Source organism: Paeniglutamicibacter kerguelensis (genome assembly GCF_017876535.1).
Classification (GTDB): Bacteria; Actinomycetota; Actinomycetes; order Actinomycetales; family Micrococcaceae; genus Paeniglutamicibacter; species Paeniglutamicibacter kerguelensis.
The window spans coordinates 74,501-100,915 of the sequence record NZ_JAGIOF010000004.1; the positions used below are offsets into that span (position 1 = coordinate 74,501).

A 26,415-nucleotide genomic window follows, 5' to 3' on the forward strand; every position below is an offset into this window, starting at 1 on the left:
TGTCGCCGCCGGCCTTCGAATCACGGGAGAGTGTCAAAACAGACATCCACACTATTTGAACTGACCGGTCAGTTTGATTTACTCTGGGTTTGTGCTTATCGCTAACTCGCTGGCCATCGCCGGACGCCACCAACCACTGCTGGAACCAACCAGCCTCGCCGTTGCCCGCGGGCAGATCCTGTTGGTGCAAGCCGAACCGCAACCGACCCGAACCGCACTGTCCCTGGGCCTGAGCGCACGCATGCGCCCCTCCTCGGGAAGCGTCGCCTGGTCGGGCAACTCCACGCTGCGTTCGGTGCGACGCATCAGCGCCCTTGTCGACTCGCCCGAAATCAACGAGCCGGAGGCCCACCTCAAGGTCCGGGACCTGGTGGCCGAGGACCTGGCCCTGCAGCCCGGCCCGCTCTGGCGGCGCAGCAGCATCGATTCCTGGATGGAGCGCCACCGGATGGACCACCTGGCCGACTCATGGCTCGATGCGATAGACCCGCTGGACCGGCTGGCACTGTTGACGCACTTGGCGCTCGAAGACCACCGGGTTGAGCTGGCCGTCTTCGACTCCCCCGACCGGCACGGCATCCCGGAAGAATCCTGGATCGACTACCTGCAAACGGTGGCCGCCGGCCGCCGTTCCCCCGCCGTGGTTGCCGTCGTGACCCGCATTCCGCTCTGGTGGGAGGGCGCCGGCACCTACGCCGGGGCCGTTCAACGACATGACGCGTTCGAACCGCCGGCAACCCCCGGCACCGCGGAGACCACCGCGGATGCCGCGGCAACGGATTCCATTCCGCCCGTGGAAGATGCTCCGGCAGCGCCGGAACCCTCCGTTTTTTCAACAGCATCGAAGGAAACCCGATGACCACGCTGCGCCTGGCGCTCTCCGAACTCAAGCGCATGACCTCCGGCCGCCTGCCGCGGCTGGCAATCTTTGCCATGTGCCTGGTCCCGTTGCTCTACGGCGCGCTGTACCTTTACGCCAACTGGGACCCCTACGCGCACCTGCACAACGTCAAGGCCGCCATCGTGAACCTCGACGCCGGTTCCGAGCAGGACGGCAAGGAGCTGCAGGTCGGCGACGACGTCACCAAGGAGCTGCTCGACGACGGCACCTTCGGCTGGACCGTGGTGAAATCCGAGGCCGAGGCCGAGGCGGGGGTTGCCAGCGGCGACTACTCCTTCTCCATGACCATCCCCAAGGATTTCTCGGCGAACCTCGCCTCCCCCGGCGACTTCGAGAAGGCCCAGCAGGCCATCCTGAAGATCACCACCAATGACGCGAACAACTACATGGTCGGCACCTTCGCAGACAAGCTCGCCGGCCAGGTCCACAACACCGTGGCCAAGGAGGTCGGCACGCAAACCGCCGACGCCCTGCTCACCGGTTTCTCCGACATCCACACCAACATGGTCAAGGCCGCGGACGGCGCCGGGGACCTGCACACCGGAACCGTGAAGCTCTCCGACGGAGTGGGCACCCTTGCCGACGGCGTGGGCTCCCTCAACGAAGGGGCCACCAAGCTGGACACCGGTGCCGGGGACCTGGGCAACGGCGCCAACACCCTGCACCAAGGCACCTCGTCGTTGGTGTCCGGCCAAAAGAAGCTGGCCAAGGGAGCCGACCAGCTCGCCGACGGCGCCGGCACGCTGGCGGACGGCACCAAGGACCTCAACGCGGGATTGGGCCAGCTCAAGTCCAAGACCAAGGAGCTTCCCGCCAAGACCAAGCAACTCGACGACGGCGCGGACACCGCGGCCGAGGCCTCCAAGAAGCTCTCGACCGGCGCCGCCCAGGTCGCTGCGGGCAACAAGGCCCTGAATGACAAGGTCAGCCAGGCGGCGGACACCATCACCGCCCTGGAGAAGGACGCGGAAAAACGCCTCGACGCGGCGAAGGCCACGCTCGATGCCCGCACCGCGGAACTCATCAAGTCCGGGGCCATCACCCAGGCCCAGGCCGATGAACTGACCGCCGCAGTGAAGCAGACCGCGGGTTCCAGCGGCATCGAAACCCAGGTTGCGGACACCAAGAAGCAGCTGGCAACGGCCCGCTCGCAGATATCGGCACTGGCCGACGGCTCGGCCCAGGTTGCCGCCGGCGCCAAGGAACTTTCCGGAGGCCTCTCCATACTCGCCGACGGAACCGGCCAACTCGCCGGGGCCATGCCCGCCCTGAAGTCCGGCATTTCCGATGCCGCCGCCGGGGCCTCCAAGCTCAACGACGGTGCGCACACCCTGGCTTCCGGCGCCTCGACGCTGGCCGGCGGCCAACGCGACGCCCTGGCCGGCGCCAAGAAACTCGACACCGGCGCGGGTTCCCTCGCCGCCGGCGCCAACACCCTGCACGAGGGCACGGGCACGCTCGTGGCCGGCGTGACGGACCTGGGCGACGGGGTCGGCGAACTCGGTTCGGGTGCCACCGAGCTCAAGGACGGGGCCGGGGAACTGAGCACCAAGCTGGCCGACGGAAGCGCGGAGGTTCCCAACCCGAACCCGACCACGCGCGAACAGATCTCCTCCGTCATCGGCGACCCCGTGGACATCAAGCGCACCGACCAGGCCAAGGCCAGCGTGTACGGCGAGGGCCTGGCACCGTTCTTCATGACCCTTGCCATCTGGATCGGAGCGTTCATCCTGGTGCAGATCATGCGCCCGATCACCAAGCGCGCACTGGCCTCCAACGCCGCGAACTGGAAGATCGCGGTGGGCGGCTGGCTGCCGTTCCTGGGCATCTCGATGCTCCAGGGCACGATCCTCTACGCCGTGGTGCTCTTCGGCCTCGGCCTGAACACCGCGCACCCGTGGATGACCTGGGGATTGTTCCTGCTGGCGTCCATGGCGTTCACGGCGATCATCCAGGGCATCTGCGCGCTGCTGGGCACCCCCGGCAAGATGGTGGTGCTGGTGCTCATGGTGCTGCAGCTGGTCTCCTCCGGCGGGACCTTCCCGTGGGAAACCACCCCGGACGCCCTGCACGTGGCACACCGCTGGCTGCCCATGGGGCACGTCGTCACCGGGCTGCGCCACCTGATGTACGGCGCGGACCTCAGCGTGCTCGGACCCATCGTCGCGGGCCTGGTCGGCTACACGATCCTGGGCCTGGTTGCCAGCACGATCGCAGTACGCTTGCATAAGACCTGGACCCTGAAGACACTGCAACCGGAGCTGAGCGCATGAGCGAGACCCCGTCCCCACGCACCCGCGTGCGGGTCACCGATTCGAAGCACAGGCTCTTCAGCGCCTCGATGGAGCTGATCGGCACCCGCGGGCACCACGCGGTGAGCGTCGATGAGATCGCCAAGGCCGCGGGCGTGTCCAAGGGCACCGTGTATTACAACTTCGGGTCCAAGGGCGAGCTGATCGGCGAATTGCTGAACTACGGTGCGGCGATCCTCTTCGAGCGGCTCGATGACGGGGCCCGGCACGCCGATGCCGACCTCGGCCTGCGGCTGATGGTTTCCGGCGCGCTGGAGTTCATCGCCGAATACCCCTCTTTCGCCCAGCTGTGGATTTCCGAGCAGTGGCAGGCCGACAGCGCCTGGGCGGCGTCGCTGGCCCAGATGCGCCACGAGGTCATCTCGCTGGTGCGCACGGCGCTGGGGCGGATGGCCGCCGACGGACCGCCGGCCCCGGGCTCGCCCGCGGTGGACCTCGATGCGTTGGCCACAGCAATCTTCGGCGCCGCGTTGATCCTGGGCAGGGACAGGCACGTCTTCCATCCCGAACGTAGCGTGGAGGGCTGCGTGGATGCCGTCATGGCATTCACGGCGCCACTGCGCTAGGTTTCGCCTCCCCCGGCTCCCCGGCGGCTTGCCCCGCAGCTTGCCCCGCAGCTTGCCCGGTGGTCCCGCCCGAACAGGCCTCGGGGGAACCGTGTCCTTCGGTCGCCTTCCGCTCGGCCTTTGGCCCTGCCGGCGCCTTTGCCCGCGGCTTGAAGCGCAGCGTCCCGACGGCAACCCCCAGGACCAGCACCGCGGCCCCGGCGATTTCCAGGTCGTTGGGGTATTCGCGGAGCACCAGCGCGGCACTGCCCATGCCGATCGCCGGGATCAGCAAGGTAAAGGGCACCACCTTGGCGGTGGGGTATTTCCCCAGCAAGGTGTTCCAGATGCTGTATCCAATCAGCGATGCCACCAGCGCCGTGAAGACCACTCCCCACAAGGTTTCCGGACCCATCGTGGTCAACGCGTCTCCCACGGCAGCGGGGCCATCGAGCAGCAGCGAAAGACCCAGCATCGGAACCGGCACCCACAGCGCCGAATGCACCACCAGACCGAGGCCCGATGCGCCCGAGGCCGAACGCGAAATGACGTTTCCGATGCCCCAGCTGAAGCCCGCGGCTACGCACACCACCAGCGGAACCAACACCGTTGCCAAGGCCGCGCCCTCCGGCAGCGAGGCAACCCGGCCGAGCCCGACCACGGTCAGCCCCGCAATGCCCAACACCGATCCCACGATCTGCTGGCGCGTCGGGTACTCACGCAGGAACAGGGCGCCAAGTGCGATGGTGAAGAACATTTGCGCCTGCAGCGCCACCGGCGCAAGCCCGGTGGGCAGCCCCAGGTGCATCGCGGTGAAAAGCAACCCGAACTGCCCCGCGCTCATGGTCAACCCGATGCCGGCAACAACCTTCCAGTCGACATTGGGCTTCGGCACAAAGAAGACCAACGGGAAGGCAACAGCGGCAAAGCGCAGTGCCACAAACACCAGCGGCAGGGTGTCGCGCAGCCCCAGGTCGATGAACAGGAAGTTCAGTCCCCAGAGCAGGGCGACGAGCAGGGCAAGGAGCATATCGCGGGGTTTCACATGCCCACCTTCCCACCGAATGACCATGTAGCACCAGCTTCGAATCCTTCATGGTTTCTTGTAGCATCGCTTCATGATCGATTTGCAGGCACTGCGCTCGCTGGTGACCATTGAGCGGTACGGCTCGGTGATCGCCGCCGCCGACGCGCTCGGCTTCACCGCCTCGGCCGTCTCGCAGCAGATCAAGAAGCTTGAACGAACCCTTGACGCCCCGGTGCTCGAACGCCAGGGCCGGGGCGTGCGCTTGACCGAGCGCGGCCACCTGCTGGTGGCGGAGGGCGGCCCGTTGCTGCGCGAGCTGGAGCGGGTGACCACGCTGGTCGAGTCACCCGTGCTGGCCAAACGCAGGCTGCGGGTCATCGCGTTCTCCACGGCGATGCGCGGGCTGGTTGCCCCGGCGCTGGCGCTCTACCAATCCAGCGGGGCACACCATGCGAAGCTGGAAACCCAGTTGCGCAGCGTCGAGCCGGAGGCCGCGGTGCAACAGATCGCGCGCGGGGATGCCGATCTGGCGGTGGTGCACAACTGGAGCTCGATCCCGCTGGCCATTCCGCCGGGCGTGCGTGCGCAGGCCCTCGGGTTCGACGAGGCCGACGTGGTGCTCCCGGCCAACCACCGGCTGGCGTTCCAAGCCGCCGTCGCCCGCAGCGAGCTCATCGACGAGCCCTGGGCGGCGACCCCGGCCGGGGCCATCTGCCACGAGGCGCTCATGCGGCTCTTCGCGGACTTGGGAGTGGTGCCGCGGGTGGTGGCCGAGGACCCGGAGTTCGCAACGCTCATTGCGCTGGCCTCCGCCGGTGTGGCGGTTGCGCTGGTCCCGCGGCTTGGCCGCGGCCCGCTGGACGCCTCGGTGGTGGCCCGCCCGCTGTCCGACGCGCCACAGCGACGCACCATCCAGGTGATCTACCGCGATTCAATGGCCGGCTCGCCGGCCGTCACCGAACTCACCGGCCTCCTGCGCGAGGTGTTTGAGCGGACCGAGGGCCGGGTCGGCGGGCAGGGCGCGGGCTAGCGCGGCACCACGAAGTTAGTCACGCGCATGTCGCGGCCGTCGACCTCCGCCCACGGCTTTTCGGTTTCCAGGACCGTGAGGCCCAGTGTCGGGTAGTTCATGGCCAGTTCGTAGACGGCCTCCTCGTCCGAGTCCACGCTTGCCAGCCGCATGGCCAGCTCCTGCAGGACCGGCTGGTGGCCGATCACCATGAGCGTGGTGACAGTGTCCGGCGTTTCGTTGATGATCGCGCAAAGCCTGGCGGCCGAGGCGCCGTAGACGCGTGAATCCAGGTACGGCGTCGGGGCCTTGTCGCCCAGCTCGGAAATCACCCAGGCGCAGGTCGAACGCGTGCGCAAGGCATCGGAGGTGACAATGAAGTCCGGCACCACGTCGTTTTCGCGCAGCCACGCCCCCGCCGCCGGCGCCTCGCGGTTTCCGCGCGCGGCCAGCGGACGGTCGTGGTCGCCCACGCCCAGGGGGTAGTCGCTCTTGGCGTGGCGCAGCAAGACGAGGCGTTTCAGGTGGTGCTCACTCATGTACCCAGCTTAGGCCGCTTAAACGTTGGGGGCGTCGCATCAACGGATGCGACGCCCCCAACGGGATGGGACCTGGAACTAGATGGTGTATTCCGGGGCGGCCCAGACGACGACCTCGGGGTGCTCGTAGAAGCGGTAGCCCTGGCCGCGCACGGTGCGCACGGTGTTGGCAAGGCGGCCCAGCTTCGAGCGCAGGCGACGGATGTGCACGTCGATGGTGCGCTCGTTGGGGACCTCTTCGGCGTTGCGCCACAGGTTGCTGAGCAGCTCGTCGCGGCCCACCGTGCGGGTGCCGTTTTCCACCAGGTAGTTCAGCAGCTCGAATTCCTTGAACGTGAGGTTCAGGGTCTCGCCGTCGAGGTGGACCTCGCGGCGGGAAAGGTCGATCAGCACGCCGGAGGGGCGCGGTGCCGCGGGGCGGGCGTCGGCGCGCGGGCGGCGGTTGACAGTGGGGTCGCCCAGCGCGTGGCGGACCACGTCGATGTTCTCGCCCTGTGCACTGGCCGGGGCCAGCGCGACCGCTGCGTGGGTCTGCGCTTCCGGGGAGAGCGTGGCCAGGAAGGCGCGAACCTGGGTTGCCAGCTTGCCCAGGGAGGTTCCCTGCGCCTGCGCCACCGATTCGTCAAGACCGACATAGAGCACAAAGCCGCGGGCCGTGGTGTCGTTGGCCACCGGCTGCGGACCCGGGGTGCCGCTCGGGGCGACGATCGGGGTTGGAGCTGTCATCGGTCGAGTCTCATGGGTAGCTGGCACCGCATGAAGCTGGCGATAACCGGCCGGGGCATAGCCGCCGGGAGTCGTGGTGCGCTGCGCTGCTGCTGCGCGGGACTGGGCGTTGCGGATGGAGACATGGACGTATCCGGACGTAACCGACATGCTGCTTTACCTCTAACTCGTGTGAATGCCACGGAATGGCGCGAATGCTTAGGTGTCCCCAATCCGCCGGTGCGGAATCGGGACCGATGCGAGTTTCACTGAGCGTCGAAATAGGTTCGACACTCAGCTGGGCATTCGACAACAGCACTGGAGGTGAGTGATCACCACGCCTCCGCGGAGGCCCTGGGTTGCTGTTGCTGCGCTATTCACAAGTTTCAGTTTCCTCGTAATAATCGGAACCCGCAAGTAACAAACTTCGATTCTGTCCATATGTTGAGACGAACGGTATCGAAAGTGACCATCATCACATTGCACAGATATGCAATAGACAAGCCGTATAGGTCACGGTATGCCCGATCTTTTGCAAAAGCATGCGCAAAGTGATCAATCAAGCGCATAACCCTGCAATCGTGGGCAGTCTTACACCCGCAAAACGATCCAAACAATGGGCAATTCAACCGCCCGGTTTAGAAACGCCGTCCATGCCCCGCACGGCAGGCAATAAGCTGTATTCAACACGGTTCACAGGCCGCGCACAGGGTCATCACAGTCGCGTCCTACACCCCGGATGGAGAGTTGAAACATGCCAGCCTCACGCTTTTCTCCCACCCAGCTGCCCCGCCTCACCCACCCGGACGGAACCCCCATCCGGGTCTTGGTGGTCGACGATGAACCCTCGCTTGCCGAACTGGTCTCAATGGGCACGCGCATGCTCGGCTGGGAAGCGACGGTAGCGCACGACGGGCCCAGTGCCGTCAAAGCGGCACGTACCTCCAACCCGGACGTCTTGGTCCTGGACTGGATGCTGCCCGGATTCGAGGGCCCAGAGGTGCTCCGCAAGGTCCGCATGTACCTTCCCGAGGTGCCGGTGCTCTTCCTTACCGCCAAGGACGCCGTCGAGGACCGCATCGAGGGGTTGGGCATCGGGGCCGACGATTACGTGGCAAAGCCCTTCAGCCTCGAGGAAGTCCTGCTGCGGCTGCACAAGCTGGTTGAACGCTCCGGCGCCAGCGCCGCCGACACCGCCGAACTCGTCGTGGGCGACCTGGTGCTGAACACCGATTCGCACGACGTCACCCGGGCCGGGGTTCCCATCAACCTGACCGCCACGGAATTCGACCTGCTTTCATACCTGATGCTCAACGCCCGCCGGGTGGTTTCCAAGGCCCAGATCCTGGACAACGTGTGGCACTACGATTTCGGCGGCCAGGCCAACATCGTCGAACTCTACATCTCGTACCTGCGCAAGAAGATCGAGGCCGACTGGCCCCCGATGATCCACACGGTGCGCGGCGCCGGGTACATGCTGAAGCCCGCACAATGAGCAATCACGCACGGCCCCGCATCACGCAGCCGGAGGCACCGGAGAAGGATTCCGGCACCGGCCCGGAGGACGATCTGTCGGCTTCCGACTCTCCCCCGCCCGCCGGCAGCCCCGCGGCTCCGAACGATCCACCGTTCCCATCCGCACCAGAAGGGACTCCCGAGGACCTCCCCCGAGCCGATCCGTCCGCGGAGCACTCATTCTCCCGGCGTTACGGCCACTTCACCCTGCAGCGCCGGCTCCTGCTGGCCCTCATCGGCTCCCTCGCGATGATCTGCGCGGTGATCGGCCTGCTCATCAACGCCGGCATGCGCCAGACACTGTCCAGCCAACTCAACGAGCAGCTGGCTTTCGCCGCCGACCGCGCCGAAGCCTACTCACGCTCGCAGGGCCACCCAACGAATCCAGCGCCCCTTTTTGCGCCCGGCCAGGCCTCGGGAACCCTCAATGCCAAGATCGTCTCCGGATACCTGTTCGCCGCCGGTGTGCTCGATGAAAAGACCGGCGAGCGCAAGGACATCGTCGACACGGACACGCTGCCGCTTTCGCAGCTGGTGGTCGGTGCCCCTCCCGTCGTCAGGCACTTGAGCATCGGCGACTACCTGCTCTCTGCCCAGCCGGATCCGGCAAACGGCGGCATCCTGATCACCGGTCTGCCGCTGGAACCAAACGAGCGAACCATCGCATCCCTGACTTGGCTGACAGTGATCATCTCGACTGCCGGGTTGGCAGCCACCGGGCTGGCCGGCTCGATCATCATCCGCCGCTCCCTGGCGCCACTGAAGCGTGTCTCGTCCGTGGCTTCCTCGGTGGCCAATGCCGAGCTTGATGCCGGCACCGTGGCCTTGGAGGTACGGGTGGCACCGGAGGACTCGGTTCCCGGCACGGAATCCGGGGACGTCGGCAACGCGCTGAACGCACTGCTGGACAACGTGGCAACCGCCTTCGCCGCGCGCGAGCAGTCGGAGGCACAGATGCGCCAATTCGTGGCAGACGCTTCCCACGAGCTGCGCACCCCGCTGTCGGCCATCCGCGGCTACACCGAACTTCTCAGCGCCACCGAGCATTTCAGCGACGACGGCCAGCGCTCGCTGGACCGTGTGCTTGAACAAAGCACCAGAATGAGCTCGCTGGTCGAGAATCTGCTGCTGCTGGCCCGCCTGGATGAGAAGCACCAGCTCAAGAAGGCTCCGGTAAACCTCGGTCAGCTGGTTTCGGAGATCACCGAGGACTTCCGCATCACCACCCCCGACCACCACTGGGTCACCCGGGTGCCGGAAACTCCGGTCGTGGTCTCGGCAGACGCCAGTTCGCTGCGCAGGGTCATCACCAACCTGCTGGCCAACGCCCGCAAGCACACCTCGGCGGGAAACACCGTCATGGTAAGGCTGGACACCGATTCCGCTGCCCAAGAGGCCGTGCTCCAGGTCGAAGATACCGGGGAGGGCATCGACGAGGCGTTCCTGCCCCACGTCTTCAAGCGCTTCACCCGAGCGGATTCCGCGCGGTCAGGGGCCGACGGCACCACAGGACTGGGCCTGCCCATCGCGCAAGCCATTGCGGAGGCCCACGGCGGCACCATCTCCGTCGTCTCCAAGCCCGGACAGACTGTATTCACCGTGCGGCTGCCGTTGCCAGACGACGTCCCGCCCAAGCCTGACCACCCGACCAAGGTGGCGAAGCCACCCACGCAGCCGAGGGCTTAGCTTCCGCTGCGTTCGCGAAAATCGCGGGATAGACCGCCGGCGAGAACTAGAATCCGGTCATGACCGTAAATTTCCTGCCGATGTCCCCTGCCGATACCGAGGACGTCATAGCATTCCTGACCTCAAACGGGTTTCCATTCCATGTCCAGGCCGAGCCACAGCCCCAATCCGTGCGGGCTGGCGTTGAAGGCGGCAGGTTCTGGAATTCGGAGACCCAGGGTTACTGGGTTCTCCGGGACGGTCAGCGCCTCGGCATTGTCTCGCTTGAGGATCTGCAGGATGCCTCCCCGTTGTTCGACCTGCGCCTGGATGAAGCACATCGCGGCAGGGGCCTGGGCGTGGAAGTCGTCCGTGCGCTCTGCGACCTGGTCTTCACCACGATGCCCGGTGTCCTGCGTTTCGAGGGGCAAACCCGCGAGGACAACATAGCGATGCGCAAGACCTTCCTGCGGTGCGGCTTCCTCAAGGAGGCCCACTACCGCATGGGCTGGCCGACCGAAGACGGCGGGCATGTCGCCTCCACCGCCTACGCAATCCTGCGCCAAGACTGGCAGCACGGCACGGTAACCACGTTCGACTGGGAAGAGATCCATATCCAAACATCGTGAAGCCGGATCGCGGCTTAAACACCGTGGCGTCCGTTCCCGCCCCCATGCGGGGAAGCGGGAACGGACGCCACGGTCCAAAAACTGCGGGACTAGTGGGCCACGCCGTACAGGCGGTCGCCGGCGTCGCCGAGGCCCGGAACGATGTAGGACTTCTCGTCCAGCTTCTCGTCCAGGGAAGCGAGCACCAGGTGCACCTTGTCGTTGTCTCCGTAGGCCTCTTCCAATCGGGCCAGACCTTCCGGGGCTGCGATCAGGCAGATGCACGTGACATCCTCGGCACCGCGGTCGAAGAGGAACTTGATCGATTCGATCAGCGTGCCGCCGGTGGCCAGCATTGGATCGAGCACGAACACCTGGCGGCCGGTCAGGTCCGACGGAAGGCGTTCTGCGTAGGTGATGATGTCCAGGGTTTCCTCGTTGCGGGCCATGCCCAGGAAGCCGACCTCGGCGGTCGGCACCAGACGGGTCATTCCCTCGAGCATGCCCAGGCCTGCGCGCAGGATCGGCACCACCAACGGGGTCGGCTTGGCGAAGGCGATGCCCGTGGTCACTGCCACAGGGGTCTCGATCTGGACTTGTACGGTCTTGACCTCGCGCGTTGCCTCGTAGGCCAGCAGGGTCACCAACTCGTCGGTCAGCTGCCGGAATACCGGCGACGGGGTGTTCTTGTCTCGAAGGACCGATACCTTATGGGCCACCAACGGGTGGTCAATTACCTGTACGCGCATGAAGCAAAATCTACCAGCCTGATCCGGTAAAAATCCCGTTTTCGCCACTGAATTCATCGTGATTCCCGCCATTGACCGGTCCCCCGGACAGGCGGACAATGGGCTACGTTCCGGGCCGGGTGTGGCCCGGACGCGACTCAAGGTTGGAACCATGGGCACACAGGATTTTCCCGGGGCATCCTCTCTTCGGACGCTGTCCGCTTCCCTGCACGGCACACTTGTCACGGCCGCGGACACCGAATACGACGAAGCGCGGACAGTGTGGAACGCCATGATCGACCGCCGCCCGCTGCTGGTCATCAGGGCGGCCGATGTCGCGGACGTCCCCGTTGCCCTGACCTTTGCCAGGGAGAACAACCTGCCGTTGGCGATCCGTGGCGGCGGTCACAACGTGGCCGGGCACGGCACCGTCGACAAAGGGCTCGTGCTTGACCTGCGGGCGCTCAACACCGTGCACGTTGATCCCGCGTCACGGGTGGTCCGGACAGGGCCCGGAACACTGCTCGGCGAATTGGACCGTGCCACCAGCGCCCATTCACTCGCCGTCCCCGTCGGCGTCGTGTCACAGACCGGGGTGGCGGGCCTGTGCCTCGGAGGAGGATTCGGCTGGCTCACCCGGACCCATGGCCTGACCGTGGACAACCTCCTCGCTGTAGACCTGGTCACGGCCGAGGGTGAAGAGCTCCACGCCGATGCCGAAACCAATCCAGACCTGCTCTGGGGTCTCACCGGCGGCGGCGGAAACTTCGGTGTCGTCACGGACTTCACGTTCAGGGCCCACCCAATGCCGGAAAACCTCTACGCCGGAAACCTCATCTACCGGGCAGAGCACTGGACGCAAGCCCTGCGCGCGCTGCGCGATTGGTCAACGGGACTGCCCGACCAGATGACCGTCATCGCCACCGTGTTGGTGCCGCCGGCCGACTGGGACCTGGGTTCCAAGAGCATCCTCGTCGTCGGTTTCCTGTGGGCGGATCCGGACCAAGCTGCCGGCGCCGCCTGCGTGGAGGCTTTCACCACCGTGGCTCCCCCGGATGAGCAGGACATCTCGCCCGTCTCTTGGCCCGCATGGCAGTCCGCCATGGACTCGCTGTTCCCCAAGGGCGTGCGCGCCTACTGGAAGAACACTGCATTCGATGCCTTGTCGGACGGGGCAATCGACGTCTTGGTCGCCCACGGGACACAGCTCGACTGGCCCGGAACGGCATTCGACATCCACGTCATGGGAGGCTCCATGGGCAGGGTCCCCGCCGACGCAACCGCATTTCCCGATCGTTCGTCCCCGTTCTGGATCAACATCTACGGGTTCTGGAACGATGCGACCCGGGACAACCACCACGTGGCATTCATCCGCGGCTTCCACCGCGAGATGCAGCGATTCTCCAGCGGCGGGGAGTACGTGAATTTCTCCAGCGGCGACGAGAGTCTTCCCCATGGATTCGACGCGCTGGGTGTGTATGGAGCGGAAAAGCTTGCCCGGCTCACGGCGCTCAAACGCCGCTACGATCCTCACAACCGGTTGCGCTTGAACCACAACATCACCCTGCCCCACGCCGGCGGTTGAAGCTGATTTGGTTCCAAGGCGGCAGGGACTGGACCTGCATCGCCAGCCCAGCGAGCTGCGCTTCGAGGCACGCCCAAACTAGACTTGGCCGGGTGATTCCTGAAAGATCCAGCCATCGTGAGCTCATGGGCCTGGCCCTCGCCGAGGCCCGCGCCGCTCTGGCCACCGGCGATGTACCCATCGGTGCGCTGATTTTGGGGCCGGATGGCAACGTGCTTGCCACCGGCCGCAACGAACGCGAAGCCCACGGGGATCCCACCGCGCATGCGGAAGTGATTGCCATCCGAGCGGCCGCGGACGCTCTGCGTGCCTCGGGAAACGACGATGGCTGGCGTCTGGAGGACTGCACGCTGGTGGTCACCCTTGAACCCTGCGCCATGTGCGCCGGGGCGATCGTGCTCTCCCGCATCCCCAAGGTCATCTTCGGGGCCTGGGATGAGAAGGCCGGGGCTGTCGGTTCGGTGTTCGACATCCTGCGCGAACCGCGGCTAAATCACTGGGTCGAGGTCTACCCCGGTGTGCGGGAAGAGGAATGCGCCAAGCTGCTCACTGATTTCTTCCGCGCAAAGCGGTAGCGCCCAGGTTTCCGGGAGCGACGTGCTCAGCCCGCCGGGAGTCGATTCGGTGCTACCTCGACGGCCAGGTACCTGAACTGCCCAAGCCCCTCGACGGGCGGGGCATAGTCGTCCCACCGCAGGTCGTAGTTCCCCTGCAGGGTCCGCGTCTTGTGGTGATCAGGCTGGCCCGCCCAGGCCCGGGTTTCTCTCAGGGTCGTTCCCTCGTGCAGCCGGAAATCCTCGTCGTGGCTTGCCTGGCCCGCACACGCCGACTCACTCCACAGAGCCGGGACATTGGACATCAGAAGCGCGAGGCCATTGCCGGCCGGTTTGGCCTGGCAGAACCTTTCAAGGCGGAAGATGTCGTGTACGAACCCGTGTCGCAGCAGGTCATCCGCACCCTGCTCGCGGAGGTTGAATTCCTCGCCCCTCAGGTCCTTGCCCTGCCCGGCAGTCGGATAGAACTTGAACTCGACCGCAGTACTTCCTGCGTGCGTGAAACAGAGCATGTCAAGGACTTCCCGGGGGTCTCCGACATCTTGCTGCCTCATCTCCATGCGAACCTTGATCCGTGGATCAAGCCTCCATATCGCACGGCCGAAGGCATGCTGCAAGTCGCCTTCGGAATGAAACACCTGACGATCCTCGGACAGCTGGCGCATCACGGACTGCAACGGAACTCTTCCTGCAATCAACATATTTCAGGCCCCTATTCGGTTACCGGGCGACGCGCCCTGTGAGCTCATTCACTCCGCAACCTATCCAACGCGGCGATGTTCTTCAAGCGTGATTTTGGCGAATCCAAGCTAAACGACCTGAAGTCCCCCAGATCCTCGCCGATCCACGCCTGCACCTCGGCGATGCGTTTCAGGACCTTCTTGCTCGCCGGCTCAAACGTCCACCACGCGATTCGTTCATTCTCCGGATCGTATTGCCACAATCCGATGATTTTTCCGCGGTCCACGATCGGGTGGTCGGACAAATCGGCCGCCAAGGCGGAGCCACCCATTCCGGTGACGGCTGCCCGTCCCGCGGCGTCGAATGCGTCGCTTGAGTTCCGGCGAAGCAGCACCAGGGAATCCGATCCGGCCAGCAAATGCACATCCTCATCGGCTGGCATCTCGAACCTTGCCATCAAGGACACGTCCTCCGGCATCATCCACAGCACGTCATCGCCTGCGGTCTTGACGTCCACCGCACCGATCGAAGCCAGCGCAGCCTTGGTCTGCGCAACGGTGAACGCCGTAAACCAACGAATCTGTCCCGTCGTCGCCCCGCCGGTCCATCCCAGGAACCTCTCCACCATCCGAGACCGCACCGCTTCGTCGCTCTCCCCCGTGGCCGGAAGCTCCCACGCCACGTACGAATAGCGCTGCTGGTCCAAGCGGCCGTTCACCGGGACCCGCCGGATTCGTCCGTCCGCCTGCAGCAATCCAAGCGCCGCGGGCAAAGTCGTGGTGGCGCCCTTCTTCTTGCCCTCCTCGCCCATGTTGCGGACTTGGTCGCCCAACACCTCCTTGAGCTCGCGCGGGTCCATCGGCGGTTCTCCGGCCGCCTTGGCACGCAGCAGGACTTCCTTCACGGAGTCGGCCAGTCGTTCAATTTCGTCTCGCTCGACGCCCAACCGCAGAAGGATCTTCACTGAGGCTTCCGCAGAGGCTCCTCCCAGCTGCAATCCCCATGCGAAGTCGGCAGCTGGCAAGACGTACGTGCACCCGCGCGCCGTGGGCAGTTCGTGAATTTCCTGAGTTGCCACCAATCGATCGGCGGCTTCCCTCCTGATGCCGGCCCTGGCAAAGAGCGTCAGGTAGATATTGGCGCCTCCCACGGAACGGGCCCATCCCACACGATCCAGCACGCTTGCGGCGTCCTCTCCCATGAGATTCCCGTCAAGTCCCTGCCGGTGCCACGACCACGCACGGAGAAACTCCTGGGTCAGCTTGTCGATGGGAATTGTCGGCATTTCGGTCCTCAGCATCATGGCTACATTCTTCCCCGGCGACCCCTCGTTTTTGTTGTACGCCATTCTTCCGATAGAGTGTTCAGGTCTGGTGACGTGTCCGAGCGGCCGAAGGTGCAACACTCGAAATGTTGTGTACGGTAACCCCGTACCGAGGGTTCAAATCCCTCCGTCACCGCCAGTTTGAAGGGTTCCAACTCCGCAGGGAGTTGGAACCCTTCAGTCGTTTAAGACTTGGGCGCAGCGACCGGTCGTTAAGTTACTCTCCGTTTAAGACTCGATAGTGGAGATGCGCTACCCCATTCGGAAAAACACGCTGCCCCAACAAGGCCAGATTCAATCGAACGTCATGCGGCAAAGCTCGTTTGCCGCCTCCGACAATCACCGGAGACACCAAGAAATGGATCTCGTCGACCAACCCGGCTTTCAAGGCCTGACCGGCAAGTTCTGCGCCGCCCACGGAGAGGTCTGCAGTGGCCTCGGTTTTCATTCTTCCGACATCCACCGGATCAAAGCTCGATTCAATCCGGGTTCTCTTGGTATCAACTTCCCGCAAGGTTTTGGAGTAGACGATCTTCTCCGCATCGTGCCAAATCGTGGCATAGTCCTCAATGAACGGCGGCAAGTCCTTTCGCCCGTACATCGGCTCCCAAAATTTCATGACTTCGTAGAGTTTCCGGCCCATCAGTTGCGTTCCGATACCTCGTTCGAGTTCGTTGGCAAAGGCATGCACATCGGGGTCGGGCATACTCCAATCGAAGTTGCCTTCTGCATCGGCTACATAGCCGTCAAGTGAGGCGATTGCAGTGTAGAAGAGCTTAGCCATGGGACCTTCTTCGTTTGGTTCTGGTGAACAATTACTCAAAGATCGACGCACACCCCGGACCATCAGGGGTTGCTCGGCAGTTTTCTGCGACAAGTACTTTCTTGGTTCGCCAAACGCTAATGGTCACCGATGTGCTCGGCACATTGGCTACGCCTGGGATCGGGGTCCACGGACCGCCTTCGGTGGAATACTCCCCACGGAATCTAGTCGTAAGACCCACGCCAAAGTCTCCGGTTTCCTTATAGACATGGCTGGTGGAAGTCGGCGCATCAAATCCGCGATTGGTTTGCCGTTCGCCGGGGAAGTTCACGGTACGGGACGAACCGTCGCCATACGACCACGAATACGATGTCGGGATGGCGCGCACTCGTACGTCTTGGTCAAAGATCACGATGTCGAAATTCTGGTTTTCCGAGTCTGCGTACAGATGGGCGTGACCATTTCGAAGCGAGAAGTTCTCCGGTTGGCTAATGATCGTTGAAGCCAGAATCGGAAGCTCTCGGAACCGCTCTGGGGTTACTTTTGCAATGTCTTGCTCAGCGCCTGGAATGTCAGCTGGAGGCTCGTTTGAACAATAGGATTGCCTCGATATCTGTTGACCTTTTCGAGGTCCGTTCAAAACATAAATTAGACGTAGCATCGGATAACTGCCGTCCGCACATGGGGGATCCGTATTTGCATTGCATCCCATGAGATTCACAAGGGACGGCTCGCATTGCCGGAAATACAGCACTTTGTACTGGATCTTCGGACCGTTGTTGACTAGACGACTCTTGCTAGCGTCATTGAAGTAGCCTGGGACGTCAGACCTGGCTCCACTAACACAACCAGACTGGGCACTCTTAATCGCTTGGCCGCCCAGCGATGTGCTCGATCCGCATCCGTCTGGCAGGGTATCTGCCGTAGCCGGAACCCCCGAAAAGACTATACAAATTGTGGCCGTAGCTATTGAAATCAGACTGCGCGACCTCATTATGATTTTTCCCCAGGCTCGATGAACTCAAGGTCCACGACCTGCCACCCTTTTTTGAATACTAGGTATAACGTCCCAACCATCGGTTCTGAGGTTTTAGGGAATGTCCCTTGGACCTTCCCAGAACTTATATATGCGACTATTTCTTCCCGCTGCAACGCGAATCCAGCGACTCCATCGTCACCGATTGCTTTTGACAAAGTGATCGAAACATCAATCGCTCCACCTGCGCGCCAAGCACCCACCGCTTTGTTTTGATCAACTGGATCAACAATCTGTTCCGCGCACAAGAAGCACGACCTTTGCGTAACCGATTTGAGAGGTTTCGTATCGTTGGTCGCATCGGAGTAGCTAACAAGCTCGAACCAGTACTCGGTAAATGCAGCAACTCCCGCTTCTGTTCTTTCTTTCGCGGCTTCCGGCATTTTCGGGACGGGCCAGTTTTGCGCAGGGCCCGTCGAGCTCGCTGGAACTGGTTTCGGCGTCGGGTTGGCACTCGGCGTGGGCGACAAACTGGGTGCGTTGATCGATGCTGGTGGTAGCGAGCTGGAAGGCTCGGCGGGATCCGCCGAGGCTGTGCAGCCAGCGGCTCCCATCAAGAATGCGCCCGCGCATAGGGCGATGATGACGCTTTTAGTTTTGCCAAACATGCCTGGCCTACGATTCAGGTCGGAGTCATTTGATCGACATCGTAGACCGGATCGGCTGTGTGCGGCAGGGGTTATCCACAAGCCATTTCAATTCAAAGACGAAATATCGAACTGGAGAGCAACTCTCACTGAGTTCAAACGCTTTCTTGACGCCTTATCCCGAATTGCTTGCTGTTCTTCCGTTGGTCAACCACTCCTCGAATGTAGTCGGATCCTTCGCGACCCCGACTCCTGGCAGCAGTCCGCCGTTCAAGACCTTGATTCCGGGCACCGGGACGGCAATGACCCGGGTATGCGGAGCACCATTCTGAAGCACGTTGTTGTTGTGTGCGACCAACCGTGCCAACTTCGCCATGTTTCGAGGTTCCGGGCCCGCCAGCTCAACTCCAGCAGGTGCTTCCGTCCCCAGTTCAACCGCGGAAACAATGACTCGGGCAACGGCATCGGCGGCAACAGGTTGGCTCATCATCCGTGGCACCAGCGCAATCGGGCCGACACGCAGTTGGTTGATGAGTGTCTCCGTAAGTTCAAACCACTGTGTTGAACGGACGATCGTGGTTGGAACCGGGGCGTTTTGGTATCGCGCTTCTTGCGCCGCCTTGCCGCGATAGTAACCCATGTGTCTGTTGATCTCGGGGTTGCGCGCGTTCACGATCGACACGCACACGAGATGCGCCACGCGGGCGTCCTCGGCCGCCCGGATCACGTTTCGAGCGGTCGTCTCGTAGAAATCGACGCATACATCGGCCTTCATCGAGATGATGTTCAGGCAGTCGACCACCGCGTCGGCACCCGCAAACGAATCCGCCAGACCCGTTCCCGTGTATGCATCGATACCGGTCGAACGGCTGGCGAGGATGGCTTGGTGACCGGCAGACTCCAGCAGCTGTGCCACGCGCCCGCCCATGTTTCCCTGTCCTCCGAGAACAATGACTTTCATGCCCCGAGCCTACGCCTGGGGAGCACCTAAACAGATAGGCCTGCCTGGAATGAAAGTTCCCCGGCAGGCCCATCGGCAATTCCGTTACGGCGTACCTAGACCATGATCCAGTGCGCAAATCGCCGATTCTTCAGCACCACAAAATGGTGCAACGAGATGACGATTGCCGCCCAGGCGCCGCCGATCAACAACCCTTGAAGCACGTCCGTCAGCCAATGGTGTCCCAGATAGATGCGGCTCCATCCAATGGCCAAGACCAAGATTCCCAAGGAAACCAGACTCAAGATGCGGGCTAGCTGGCTCCGCAGGACAAGGAAAAGCAGGTAACCGACGACCCCGAGAATCGCGGTGGCATTGAGCGTATGGCCGCTGGGGAAGGCATACGACGTGGGCAGAGGCTCGACGACCTGGGCCAGCAGCGGACGCGCTCGCGCGGTCAGGTTTTTCAGCAGCACGGTCAAGGCAACCGAACCCGCCGCGGTGAATCCGATCAGCAGCACCGGCCAATAGCTGCGGGTCCGCCAAGCCAGAAACCCGGTGGCAAGAAGTGCAATCGTCGTCATGCCCCAGGCGCTGCCGAGCGTCGAAAAGAACCATGCAACATTCGTGGCGACGGGCGTCCGGTGTGCGACCATCCATTCAAGCGTCGGAACATCCCACGTTCCAATTCCTTCGCCCATCCGCGCCGAAACCCACAAGCGCCGGGCAACGCCGAAGAGACCCAGCGTCAGGGCAAGGACAAGGACAAATATGGATCCGACGCTTGGAGCACGTCCGGGTCCGCGGCGTCTGGGGGTGTTCATGCTTATCAGCCTAACGTTCCAACATGTCAGTGCCTTGATGCTCGCTGGGAGGACGCCCGGATACGGAGGCAGGCAGTGGATGCGGGAAGATGGAAACATGACAATCCGCGTGCTGGCCATCGGCAAGAAACATGAATCCTGGGTGACCGAGGGCATCGACCGCTACGAGAAGCGCATGAAAAAGCCCTTCGACGTGAAGTGGCAGCTGCTGCCGCATTCCTCCCGCGATGGCGACGCCGCGCGCACCGAGGAATCCGAGCGCATCCTGGCCAAGGTCGATGCGAAGGACTTCCTGATCCTGCTCGACGAGCGCGGCAAGAACATCGACTCCCCCGCACTGGCCACGACGCTGCAGCGCCCGCTGGACACCTCGCGCAGCATCACCGTGGTGATCGGCGGGGCCTACGGCGTCGACGAATCGGTGCACAACCGCGCCGACTTTATCTGGAGCCTGTCCAAGCTGGTCTTCCCGCACCAGCTGGTGCGCCTCATCCTGACCGAACAGCTCTACCGGGCACAGGAAATCGCCGGCGGCGGCAAGTACCACCACGTCTAAACCAACACGTCAGCAACGCCGCGGCGCATATTGGCGGTGCAGGCACTTAAGCTGGGAATGATGGCCAAGCAACCGGATCCACGACACGTCCTCGAACGATTCACGCCCGCCACGCGGGCCTGGTTCGAAGGTGCCTTTGCCGCGCCGACGCCGGCCCAGATCGGCGCGTGGGACGCGATTTCCACCGGGCGGCACGCCCTGGTCATCGCCCCGACGGGATCGGGCAAGACGCTCTCCGCGTTCCTCTGGGCGCTGGATTCCTTTGCCCGCACGGCCACCGAAATCATGGCCCCCGCGCTGCCGGGGCTGGAAAACGGCGACCGGCCCGCAGCCGCCACCCGGCCGAAAACCGGAGGCACCCATTCCGCCGGAACCAGGGTGCTCTACATTTCGCCGCTGAAGGCCCTGGGCGTTGACGTCGAGAGGAACCTGCGCGCCCCGCTGGTGGGCATCAAGGCCACCGCCGCACACCTGGGGCTGGCCGTGCCGCAGGTGTCCGTGGGCGTGCGTTCCGGCGACACTCCGGCGAACGAGCGCCGCAAGCTTGTCACCAACCCGCCGGACATCCTGATCACCACCCCCGAGTCGCTGTACCTGATGCTGACCTCCCGGGCCCGCGAGTCGCTGGCCGGGGTTCACACCGTGATCCTCGACGAGGTCCATGCGGTGGCCGGCACCAAGCGCGGGGCGCACCTAGCGCTCTCGCTGGAGCGGATGGATGCGCTGCTGGGGACCCCGGTGCAGCGCATCGGGCTTTCGGCAACCGTGGAGCCGCGCGAGGAGGTGGCGCGCTTTGTGGGCGGCGGTGCCCCGGTGTCCGTGATTGCCCCGCCGATCACCAAGACCTGGGATTTGAGCGTGCGGGTGCCTGTGGAGGACATGACGGACCTGCCGGCCGCCGCGGCCGCGCACGACCTGGGCCCGGGTTCCGGGCTGGCCCCGCAGGCGAGCATCTGGCCGCACGTCGAGGAACAGATCGTCGATTTGATCGAGGCGAACCGCTCCACGATCGTGTTCGCCAATTCCCGGCGCCTGGCCGAGCGGTTGACCGGCAGGTTGAACGAGATCCACGAATCCCGGGTGACCGGAATCGATGTGGATCCAGGCTTTGCCCCGGGCGGCATCGGATCCACCGGCGCGGAGATGACCGGTGGGTCGGCGCCCCGGCGCGTGCAGCCGGGCAGCGGCATGCCCGCCGCCATGATGGCGCAGGCCGGCATGGTCTCCGGGGCCGGGGAAGTCGGCGTGGTCCCGCTGGCCCGGGCGCACCACGGATCCGTCTCCAAGGAGACCCGCGCGCAGATCGAAGACGACCTGAAGACCGGGGTGCTGCGCGCCGTGGTGGCCACCAGTTCGCTGGAACTGGGCATCGACATGGGGCTGGTGGACCTGGTGGTGCAGGTCGAATCGCCCCCGTCGGTCGCGTCGGGCCTGCAGCGCGTGGGCCGCGCCGGGCACCAGGTCGGCGAGACCTCGATCGGCACCTTCTTCCCCAAGCACCGCGCGGATCTGCTCTCCACGGCGCTGACCGTCTCCCGCATGCGCGAGGGGAAGATCGAGAAGCTGCACATCCCCGCCAACCCGCTGGACGTGCTGGCCCAGCAGACCCTGGCCGCCTGCGCGCTGGAGGACCTGGACGTGGAGGCCTGGTTCGACACCGTGCGCCGGGCCGCCCCCTATGCCGGGCTGCCGCGCGCCGCGTTCACCGCGACGCTGGAAATGCTCGCCGGCAAGTACCCGTCCGACGAGTTCGCCCAGCTGCGCCCGCGCATCGTCTGGGACCGGGACACCGGCACGCTCACCGGACGCCCAGGCGCCCAGCGGCTTGCTGTGGTCAGCGGCGGCACCATCCCGGACCGCGGGCTCTTCGGCGTGTACCTGGTGGGCTCGGAGGAGAACTCCGGGGCCAAGGGCGGGCGCCGGGTGGGCGAGCTCGACGAGGAAATGGTCTACGAGTCCCGGGTCGGGGACGTGTTTGCGCTCGGGGCGACCAGCTGGAAGATCGAGGACATCACCCACGACCGGGTGCTGGTCTCCCCCGCGTTCGGGCAGCCCGGCAAGCTTCCGTTCTGGAAGGGCGACACCCAGGGCCGGCCCGTGGAGCTCGGCGCGGCGCTGGGAAAGTTCACCGCCGCCCTGGTGTCCATGCCGGAGGCCGCCGCGCGGGAGGAGCTCGCGGGCATCGGGCTTGACGCCTTCGCCTCCGGCAACCTGCTGAACTACCTGGGCGCGCAGGCGGAGGCGACCTCCGTGGTGCCCAGCGACAAGACCATGGTGGTCGAACGCTTCGTCGACGAACTCGGCGACTGGCGGGTCATCCTGCACTCGCCCTTCGGCCTGCCCGTGCACGCGCCCTGGGCGCTGGCCGTGGGTGCCAGGTTGCACGAACGCTACGGGCTGGACGGCTCCGCCATGGCGGCCGATGACGGGATCGTGCTGCGGGTCCCGGCGATGGACGACGAACCACCCGGGGCCGAGCTCTTTGCGTTCGAGCCCGAGGAAATCGAGGACCTGGTCACCGCGCAGGTGGGCAACTCGGCGCTCTTCGCCTCCCGCTTCCGCGAATGCGCGGCCCGGGCGCTGCTGCTGCCGCGCACCAACCCCGCCAAGCGCACGCCGCTGTGGCAGCAACGCCAGCGCAGTGCGCAGCTGCTGGACGTGGCACGGAAGTACCCCGACTTCCCGATCATCCTCGAGACGGTCCGCGAGTGCCTCAACGACGTCTACGACCTGCCGTCGCTGAAGAACCTGCTGGCCCTGATGGGTTCGCGCGGCATTTCGGTGCGCGAGGTGCAGACCCGGTTGCCCTCGCCCTTCGCCCAGTCGCTGCTCTTTGGCTACGTGGCGCAGTTCCTCTACGAGGGCGACTCGCCGCTGGCCGAGCGCCGAGCCGCGGCACTGAGCCTTGACCCGGCGCTGCTGAACGAGCTGCTGGGCCGCACCGAGTTGCGCGAGCTGCTCGATGCGCAGGTCATCCTCCGCACCGAGGCGGAACTGCAGCGCCTGGCCCCGGGCCGGCAGCTGGCCGGGATGGAGGGCGCGGCGGACCTGCTGCGCATGCTCGGACCACTGGGCATCGAAGCCGTTGCCGCGCGCCTGCGCGCTGAGACCGAGCCCGCCGAGATCGCGCCAGCCGGGACCGGGCAGGATACCGACGCCGCCCGGACCGCCCATGTGGCCCATGTGTCCCTGGCCGAAACGCACTTGCGGGGCCTGGTCCGCGCGAACAGGGCGCTGGAGGTGCGGCTCGGCGGCGGCGCCGTCTTCGCCGCCATCGAGGATGCGCCGCGGCTGCGCGACGGGCTGGGTGTGCCGTTGCCGCACGGGGTGCCGCTGGCCTTCATCGACCCCGTCGAGGACCCTGTCGGCGACCTGGTTTCACGCTTCGCCCGAACCCACGGGCCCTTCACCGCGGCGGATGTCGCCGCCGCCCTGGGGCTGGGCGTCGCGGTGGCCAAGGCCGCGCTGGACCAGCTGGTAGCCGAAAACCGGCTCATGACCGGGGCGTTCAGGCCCGCCGAGCTCCTGGTGGAGGACGCCGCCGGGTTCCGGTCCGCACAGCTTGAGTATTGCGAGGCCGGGGTGCTGCGGATGATCCGCAGCCGCTCGCTCGCGGCCCTGCGCGCCGAGGTCGAGCCCGTCGACCAGCCGACGTTCGCCAGGTTCCTGCCTGCCTGGCAGGGCATCGGCCAGGGGCTTTCCGGCATCGACGGGGTACTGGCCGTGGTCGAGCAGCTGGCCGGGGTACCCGTCCCGGCCTCCGCCATCGAATCCTTCGTGCTGCCGGTGCGCGTGCGCAACTACGCCCCGGGCATGCTCGACGAGCTGATGAGCGCCGGGGAGGTGCTGGTCTCCGGGGCCGGGGCGCTGGCCGGAACCGACGGCTGGGTCGCGCTGCACACCGCGGAAAACGCGCCGCTGAGCCTGCCGCAACCGGACCGCGACCACCTCGGGGCGCTGGCCCGCCGGCTGCTGGTGGTGCTCGATGCCGGCGGGGCCTACTTTGTGCCGCAACTGGCCCGGCTGGTGGCCGGGGTTCCCGACCCCGCGGCCGTCCCCTCCATCGTCCCCGGCGCGCACGAGGCATCCGGGACGGAGCCGCGCACAGAGGCGGTGCTCGAGTCCCTGTGGGAGCTGTTCTGGGCGGGCGCCGTCTCCCCCGACACGCTCGCGCCCGTCCGCGGACTGCTCTCCGGCGGCAAGTCCGCGCACCGTGCGCCGGCGCTGGCCCCCCGGGCACGCACGGCACGGCTCGGGCGGATGGCCATGCTGCGGCAGGGCAGGGCAGGGTTCGAGGCACCGGGTGCCGGCGATCCCGGCGTCATGCGCCTGCAGGGGCGCGAGCTGGGCCCGCGCTCCGGGTTCGGCGGGGTCCCGGAATCGGGCACGGGCCGCTGGGCGGCGCTGCCGCACCCCGTTCAGGACCCGACCATCAGGGCCCATGCAAGCGCCGAGTTCCTGCTCGAACGCTACGGCGTGGTGACGCGTGGATCGGTCGCCGCCGAGTCGGTGCCCGGCGGCTTCGGCCAGCTCTACCGGGTGCTCGGACGGCTGGAGGAGGCGGGCCATGCCCGCCGGGGCTACTTCGTCGAAAGGCTCGGGGCCGCGCAGTTCTCCACCTCCCCGACGATCGACAGGCTGCGCACCTTCGTGCGCGACGCTGGATCGGAGACGGGTCCGCCCGGCGCCCTGGCCCTGGCGGCAACCGACCCGGCCAACCCCTACGGTGCCGCGCTGGCCTGGCCGCAGGGACCCGGAGGGCACCGCCCGGGCCGCAAGGCCGGGGCCATGGTGGTGCTGTTGGACGGGCGGCTGGCCCTGTATATGGAGCGCGGCGGCAAGACCGTCCTCGATTTCGCGGGGGCCGGAGCGGCGGAAAACCTGCTCGACACCGCGGCTTTCGAGCTCGTTGCGGCCCTGCGCCGGGCCGGCATCGAGAAGCTTGCGGTGCACAAGGTCAACGGCGAACCCGTCTCCGATTCACCCTGGGGTGCCGCATTACGACGCGCTGGATTCTATTCCACCCCAAGTGGGCTACGGTTTAGGAGCTAAGCGCAGGAATTTTCCCCCAAGCGCGGGATTCTCGGGCTAGTCTAGTGACCAGGGTCACCCGACTATGGGGGTCGGGTGTCCGACTAGGCGATTGGTGGTAAAGACAATGCCCGAAGGGGATACAGTTTTTCGCACGGCACGTCGATTGGAGGCCGCGCTGGCCGGCAGGCGGCTGAGCGTCAGTGACTTCCGGGTTCCGGAACACTCGACTCTGTCGATCGTGGACTGGATGGTCGAGTCCGTGGTTTCACGCGGCAAGCATCTGCTCATCCGCGTCAAGCCACCGGCCAAGATCGCGGCCCCGCCGCTGAGCATCCACTCGCACCTGCTCATGGATGGGCACTGGGATGTCTATGCCACCGGCGAGCGCTGGCGCACCCCCGCGTTCAAGGCCCGCGCGGTGCTGGGCAATCCGGCCTTCACCGCCGTCGGCTTCGAGCTGGGGTTCCTCCACGTGCTGCGGACCACCGACGAGGTCGAGGTCATCGGGCACCTCGGACCCGACCCGCTGGGCCACTCCTGGGATCCGGACGAGGCGGTGCGCCGCCTGATGAGCAGCCCGGACCGGCCGATCGGCCTGGCGTTGCTCGACCAGAGGCTGATCAGCGGGCTGGGCAACATCTACCGCTCGGAACTGCTCTTTGTCACCAGGGTGCACCCGCGAACCCCGGTGGGCGCGATTGAGGACCTGGGCCACCTGGTGGACATCGCCCACCGGCTGCTGCACGCCAACAAGGACCGTGCGCGCCGGGTGACCACCGGCACCGACGGCATGAACCCCTATTGGGTGTACGGCCGGGAGGGCCTGCCGTGCATGCGCTGCGGCGGCTTGTTGCACAAGGATACGCTCGCCGAATCCCCGCGCAGCGCCGAACGCGACGTGTACTTCTGCCCGGACTGCCAGAACGTCTACGTTCCGACGAGTGAAACAGCGCATTAACGCATCACCGGTCCTTGGG

General features: G+C 65.3%; 22 protein-coding genes and 1 tRNA gene. 13 read left to right on the forward strand and 10 right to left on the reverse strand.

The annotated features are described in order from the left end of the window. Positions 1 to 91: 91 nt before the first annotated feature. Genes JOF47_RS19820 through JOF47_RS19830 form a run of 3 tightly spaced genes read left to right on the forward strand, consistent with a single transcriptional unit; the run spans position 92 to position 3,779 of the window. On the forward strand, positions 92 to 859 hold the full coding sequence (locus JOF47_RS19820; protein ID WP_210002165.1) for an ABC transporter ATP-binding protein: 768 nt from the start codon (positions 92 to 94) through the stop codon (positions 857 to 859). Continuing rightward, entirely contained in the window at positions 856 to 3,174 is a 2,319-nt protein-coding gene (locus tag JOF47_RS19825) for a YhgE/Pip domain-containing protein (RefSeq protein WP_210002167.1), read from the forward strand. The genes JOF47_RS19820 and JOF47_RS19825 overlap by 4 nt, the downstream gene beginning before the upstream one ends. Next, positions 3,171 to 3,779, forward strand: a complete 609-nt coding sequence (locus JOF47_RS19830) for a TetR/AcrR family transcriptional regulator (RefSeq protein ID WP_210002169.1) — start codon at positions 3,171 to 3,173, stop codon at positions 3,777 to 3,779. Before JOF47_RS19825 ends, JOF47_RS19830 begins: the two co-directional genes overlap by 4 nt. Here the strand turns inward: JOF47_RS19830 and JOF47_RS19835 are convergent. Then, positions 3,760 to 4,803, reverse strand: a complete 1,044-nt coding sequence (locus tag JOF47_RS19835; protein WP_210002171.1) for an EamA family transporter — start codon at positions 4,801 to 4,803, stop codon at positions 3,760 to 3,762. The genes JOF47_RS19830 and JOF47_RS19835 overlap by 20 nt on opposite strands. 73 nt (positions 4,804 to 4,876) lie before the next feature. Between JOF47_RS19835 and JOF47_RS19840 the strand changes: the two genes are divergently transcribed. Further along, on the forward strand, positions 4,877 to 5,815 hold the full coding sequence (locus JOF47_RS19840; RefSeq protein ID WP_210002173.1) for a LysR family transcriptional regulator: 939 nt from the start codon (positions 4,877 to 4,879) through the stop codon (positions 5,813 to 5,815). On the opposite strand, the gene JOF47_RS19845 is transcribed toward JOF47_RS19840, so the two are convergent. After that, positions 5,812 to 6,333: a SixA phosphatase family protein gene (locus tag JOF47_RS19845; protein WP_210002174.1), complete on the reverse strand. Its 522-nt coding sequence runs from the start codon at positions 6,331 to 6,333 to the stop codon at positions 5,812 to 5,814. The two genes, JOF47_RS19840 and JOF47_RS19845, sit on opposite strands and share 4 nt — an antisense overlap. A gap of 78 nt (positions 6,334 to 6,411) precedes the next feature. Then, on the reverse strand, positions 6,412 to 7,209 hold the full coding sequence (locus JOF47_RS19850; protein WP_210002176.1) for a winged helix-turn-helix domain-containing protein: 798 nt from the start codon (positions 7,207 to 7,209) through the stop codon (positions 6,412 to 6,414). Positions 7,210 to 7,792: 583 nt separating this feature from the next. Here JOF47_RS19850 and JOF47_RS19855 point away from each other — a divergent pair. The 3 genes from JOF47_RS19855 to JOF47_RS19865 are packed head-to-tail and all read left to right on the forward strand — an operon-like array spanning position 7,793 to position 10,847. Continuing rightward, complete coding sequence (locus JOF47_RS19855; protein WP_210002178.1) at positions 7,793 to 8,533, forward strand: response regulator transcription factor; 741 nt, start codon at positions 7,793 to 7,795, stop codon at positions 8,531 to 8,533. Then, the gene (locus JOF47_RS19860; protein ID WP_210002180.1) at positions 8,530 to 10,239 is read left to right on the forward strand and encodes a sensor histidine kinase; all 1,710 of its coding nucleotides are present in this window, start codon (positions 8,530 to 8,532) and stop codon (positions 10,237 to 10,239) included. The genes JOF47_RS19855 and JOF47_RS19860 overlap by 4 nt, the downstream gene beginning before the upstream one ends. Positions 10,240 to 10,298: 59 nt before the next feature. Further along, on the forward strand, positions 10,299 to 10,847 hold the full coding sequence (locus tag JOF47_RS19865) for a GNAT family N-acetyltransferase (RefSeq protein ID WP_210002182.1): 549 nt from the start codon (positions 10,299 to 10,301) through the stop codon (positions 10,845 to 10,847). A gap of 89 nt (positions 10,848 to 10,936) precedes the next feature. Here the strand turns inward: JOF47_RS19865 and upp are convergent, their stop codons facing one another. Next, entirely contained in the window at positions 10,937 to 11,575 is a 639-nt protein-coding gene (upp, locus tag JOF47_RS19870; RefSeq protein ID WP_210002184.1) for a uracil phosphoribosyltransferase, read from the reverse strand. 151 nt (positions 11,576 to 11,726) lie between these two features. On the opposite strand from upp, the gene JOF47_RS19875 reads away from it, so the two are divergent. Further along, complete coding sequence (locus tag JOF47_RS19875) at positions 11,727 to 13,139, forward strand: FAD-binding oxidoreductase (RefSeq protein WP_210002186.1); 1,413 nt, start codon at positions 11,727 to 11,729, stop codon at positions 13,137 to 13,139. A gap of 92 nt (positions 13,140 to 13,231) precedes the next feature. After that, positions 13,232 to 13,714: a tRNA adenosine(34) deaminase TadA gene (gene tadA, locus JOF47_RS19880; RefSeq protein WP_342592875.1), complete on the forward strand. Its 483-nt coding sequence runs from the start codon at positions 13,232 to 13,234 to the stop codon at positions 13,712 to 13,714. A gap of 26 nt (positions 13,715 to 13,740) precedes the next feature. Here tadA and JOF47_RS19885 read toward each other — a convergent pair whose 3' ends face one another. Both JOF47_RS19885 and JOF47_RS19890 read right to left on the reverse strand, forming a co-directional pair. After that, entirely contained in the window at positions 13,741 to 14,247 is a 507-nt protein-coding gene (locus JOF47_RS19885) for a hypothetical protein (RefSeq protein ID WP_210002188.1), read from the reverse strand. A gap of 191 nt (positions 14,248 to 14,438) precedes the next feature. After that, positions 14,439 to 15,677, reverse strand: a complete 1,239-nt coding sequence (locus JOF47_RS19890; protein ID WP_245357078.1) for a DNA glycosylase AlkZ-like family protein — start codon at positions 15,675 to 15,677, stop codon at positions 14,439 to 14,441. A 69-nt stretch (positions 15,678 to 15,746) separates the two neighbouring features. Here JOF47_RS19890 and JOF47_RS19895 point away from each other — a divergent pair. Then, positions 15,747 to 15,837: transfer RNA gene (locus JOF47_RS19895), tRNA-Ser, on the forward strand. A gap of 78 nt (positions 15,838 to 15,915) precedes the next feature. Here the strand turns inward: JOF47_RS19895 and JOF47_RS19900 are convergent. From JOF47_RS19900 to JOF47_RS19915, 4 genes are all read right to left on the reverse strand, one after another. Beyond that, positions 15,916 to 16,482: a dihydrofolate reductase family protein gene (locus JOF47_RS19900; RefSeq protein WP_210002191.1), complete on the reverse strand. Its 567-nt coding sequence runs from the start codon at positions 16,480 to 16,482 to the stop codon at positions 15,916 to 15,918. A gap of 972 nt (positions 16,483 to 17,454) precedes the next feature. Continuing rightward, positions 17,455 to 18,105: a DUF6318 family protein gene (locus JOF47_RS19905; protein ID WP_210002193.1), complete on the reverse strand. Its 651-nt coding sequence runs from the start codon at positions 18,103 to 18,105 to the stop codon at positions 17,455 to 17,457. A gap of 154 nt (positions 18,106 to 18,259) precedes the next feature. Then, positions 18,260 to 19,045 (reverse strand): SDR family oxidoreductase, encoded by a 786-nt coding sequence (locus tag JOF47_RS19910; RefSeq protein ID WP_210002195.1) that lies wholly within the window; start codon positions 19,043 to 19,045, stop codon positions 18,260 to 18,262. A 95-nt stretch (positions 19,046 to 19,140) separates the two neighbouring features. Further along, positions 19,141 to 19,848 carry a phosphatase PAP2 family protein gene (locus JOF47_RS19915; RefSeq protein ID WP_210002197.1) on the reverse strand — a complete coding sequence of 236 codons (708 nt, stop codon included), beginning with the start codon at positions 19,846 to 19,848 and terminating at the stop codon, positions 19,141 to 19,143. Between the two features lie 97 nt (positions 19,849 to 19,945). Between JOF47_RS19915 and JOF47_RS19920 the strand changes: the two genes are divergently transcribed. The 3 genes from JOF47_RS19920 (at position 19,946) to JOF47_RS19930 (ending at position 26,396) form a co-directional block, all read left to right on the forward strand. Next, positions 19,946 to 20,404 carry a 23S rRNA (pseudouridine(1915)-N(3))-methyltransferase RlmH gene (locus tag JOF47_RS19920; RefSeq protein ID WP_210002199.1) on the forward strand — a complete coding sequence of 153 codons (459 nt, stop codon included), beginning with the start codon at positions 19,946 to 19,948 and terminating at the stop codon, positions 20,402 to 20,404. Between the two features lie 60 nt (positions 20,405 to 20,464). Next, positions 20,465 to 25,456: an ATP-dependent helicase gene (locus tag JOF47_RS19925; protein WP_210002201.1), complete on the forward strand. Its 4,992-nt coding sequence runs from the start codon at positions 20,465 to 20,467 to the stop codon at positions 25,454 to 25,456. Between the two features lie 106 nt (positions 25,457 to 25,562). Further along, positions 25,563 to 26,396: an Fpg/Nei family DNA glycosylase gene (locus JOF47_RS19930; protein WP_210002203.1), complete on the forward strand. Its 834-nt coding sequence runs from the start codon at positions 25,563 to 25,565 to the stop codon at positions 26,394 to 26,396. Positions 26,397 to 26,415: the final 19 nt, after the last annotated feature.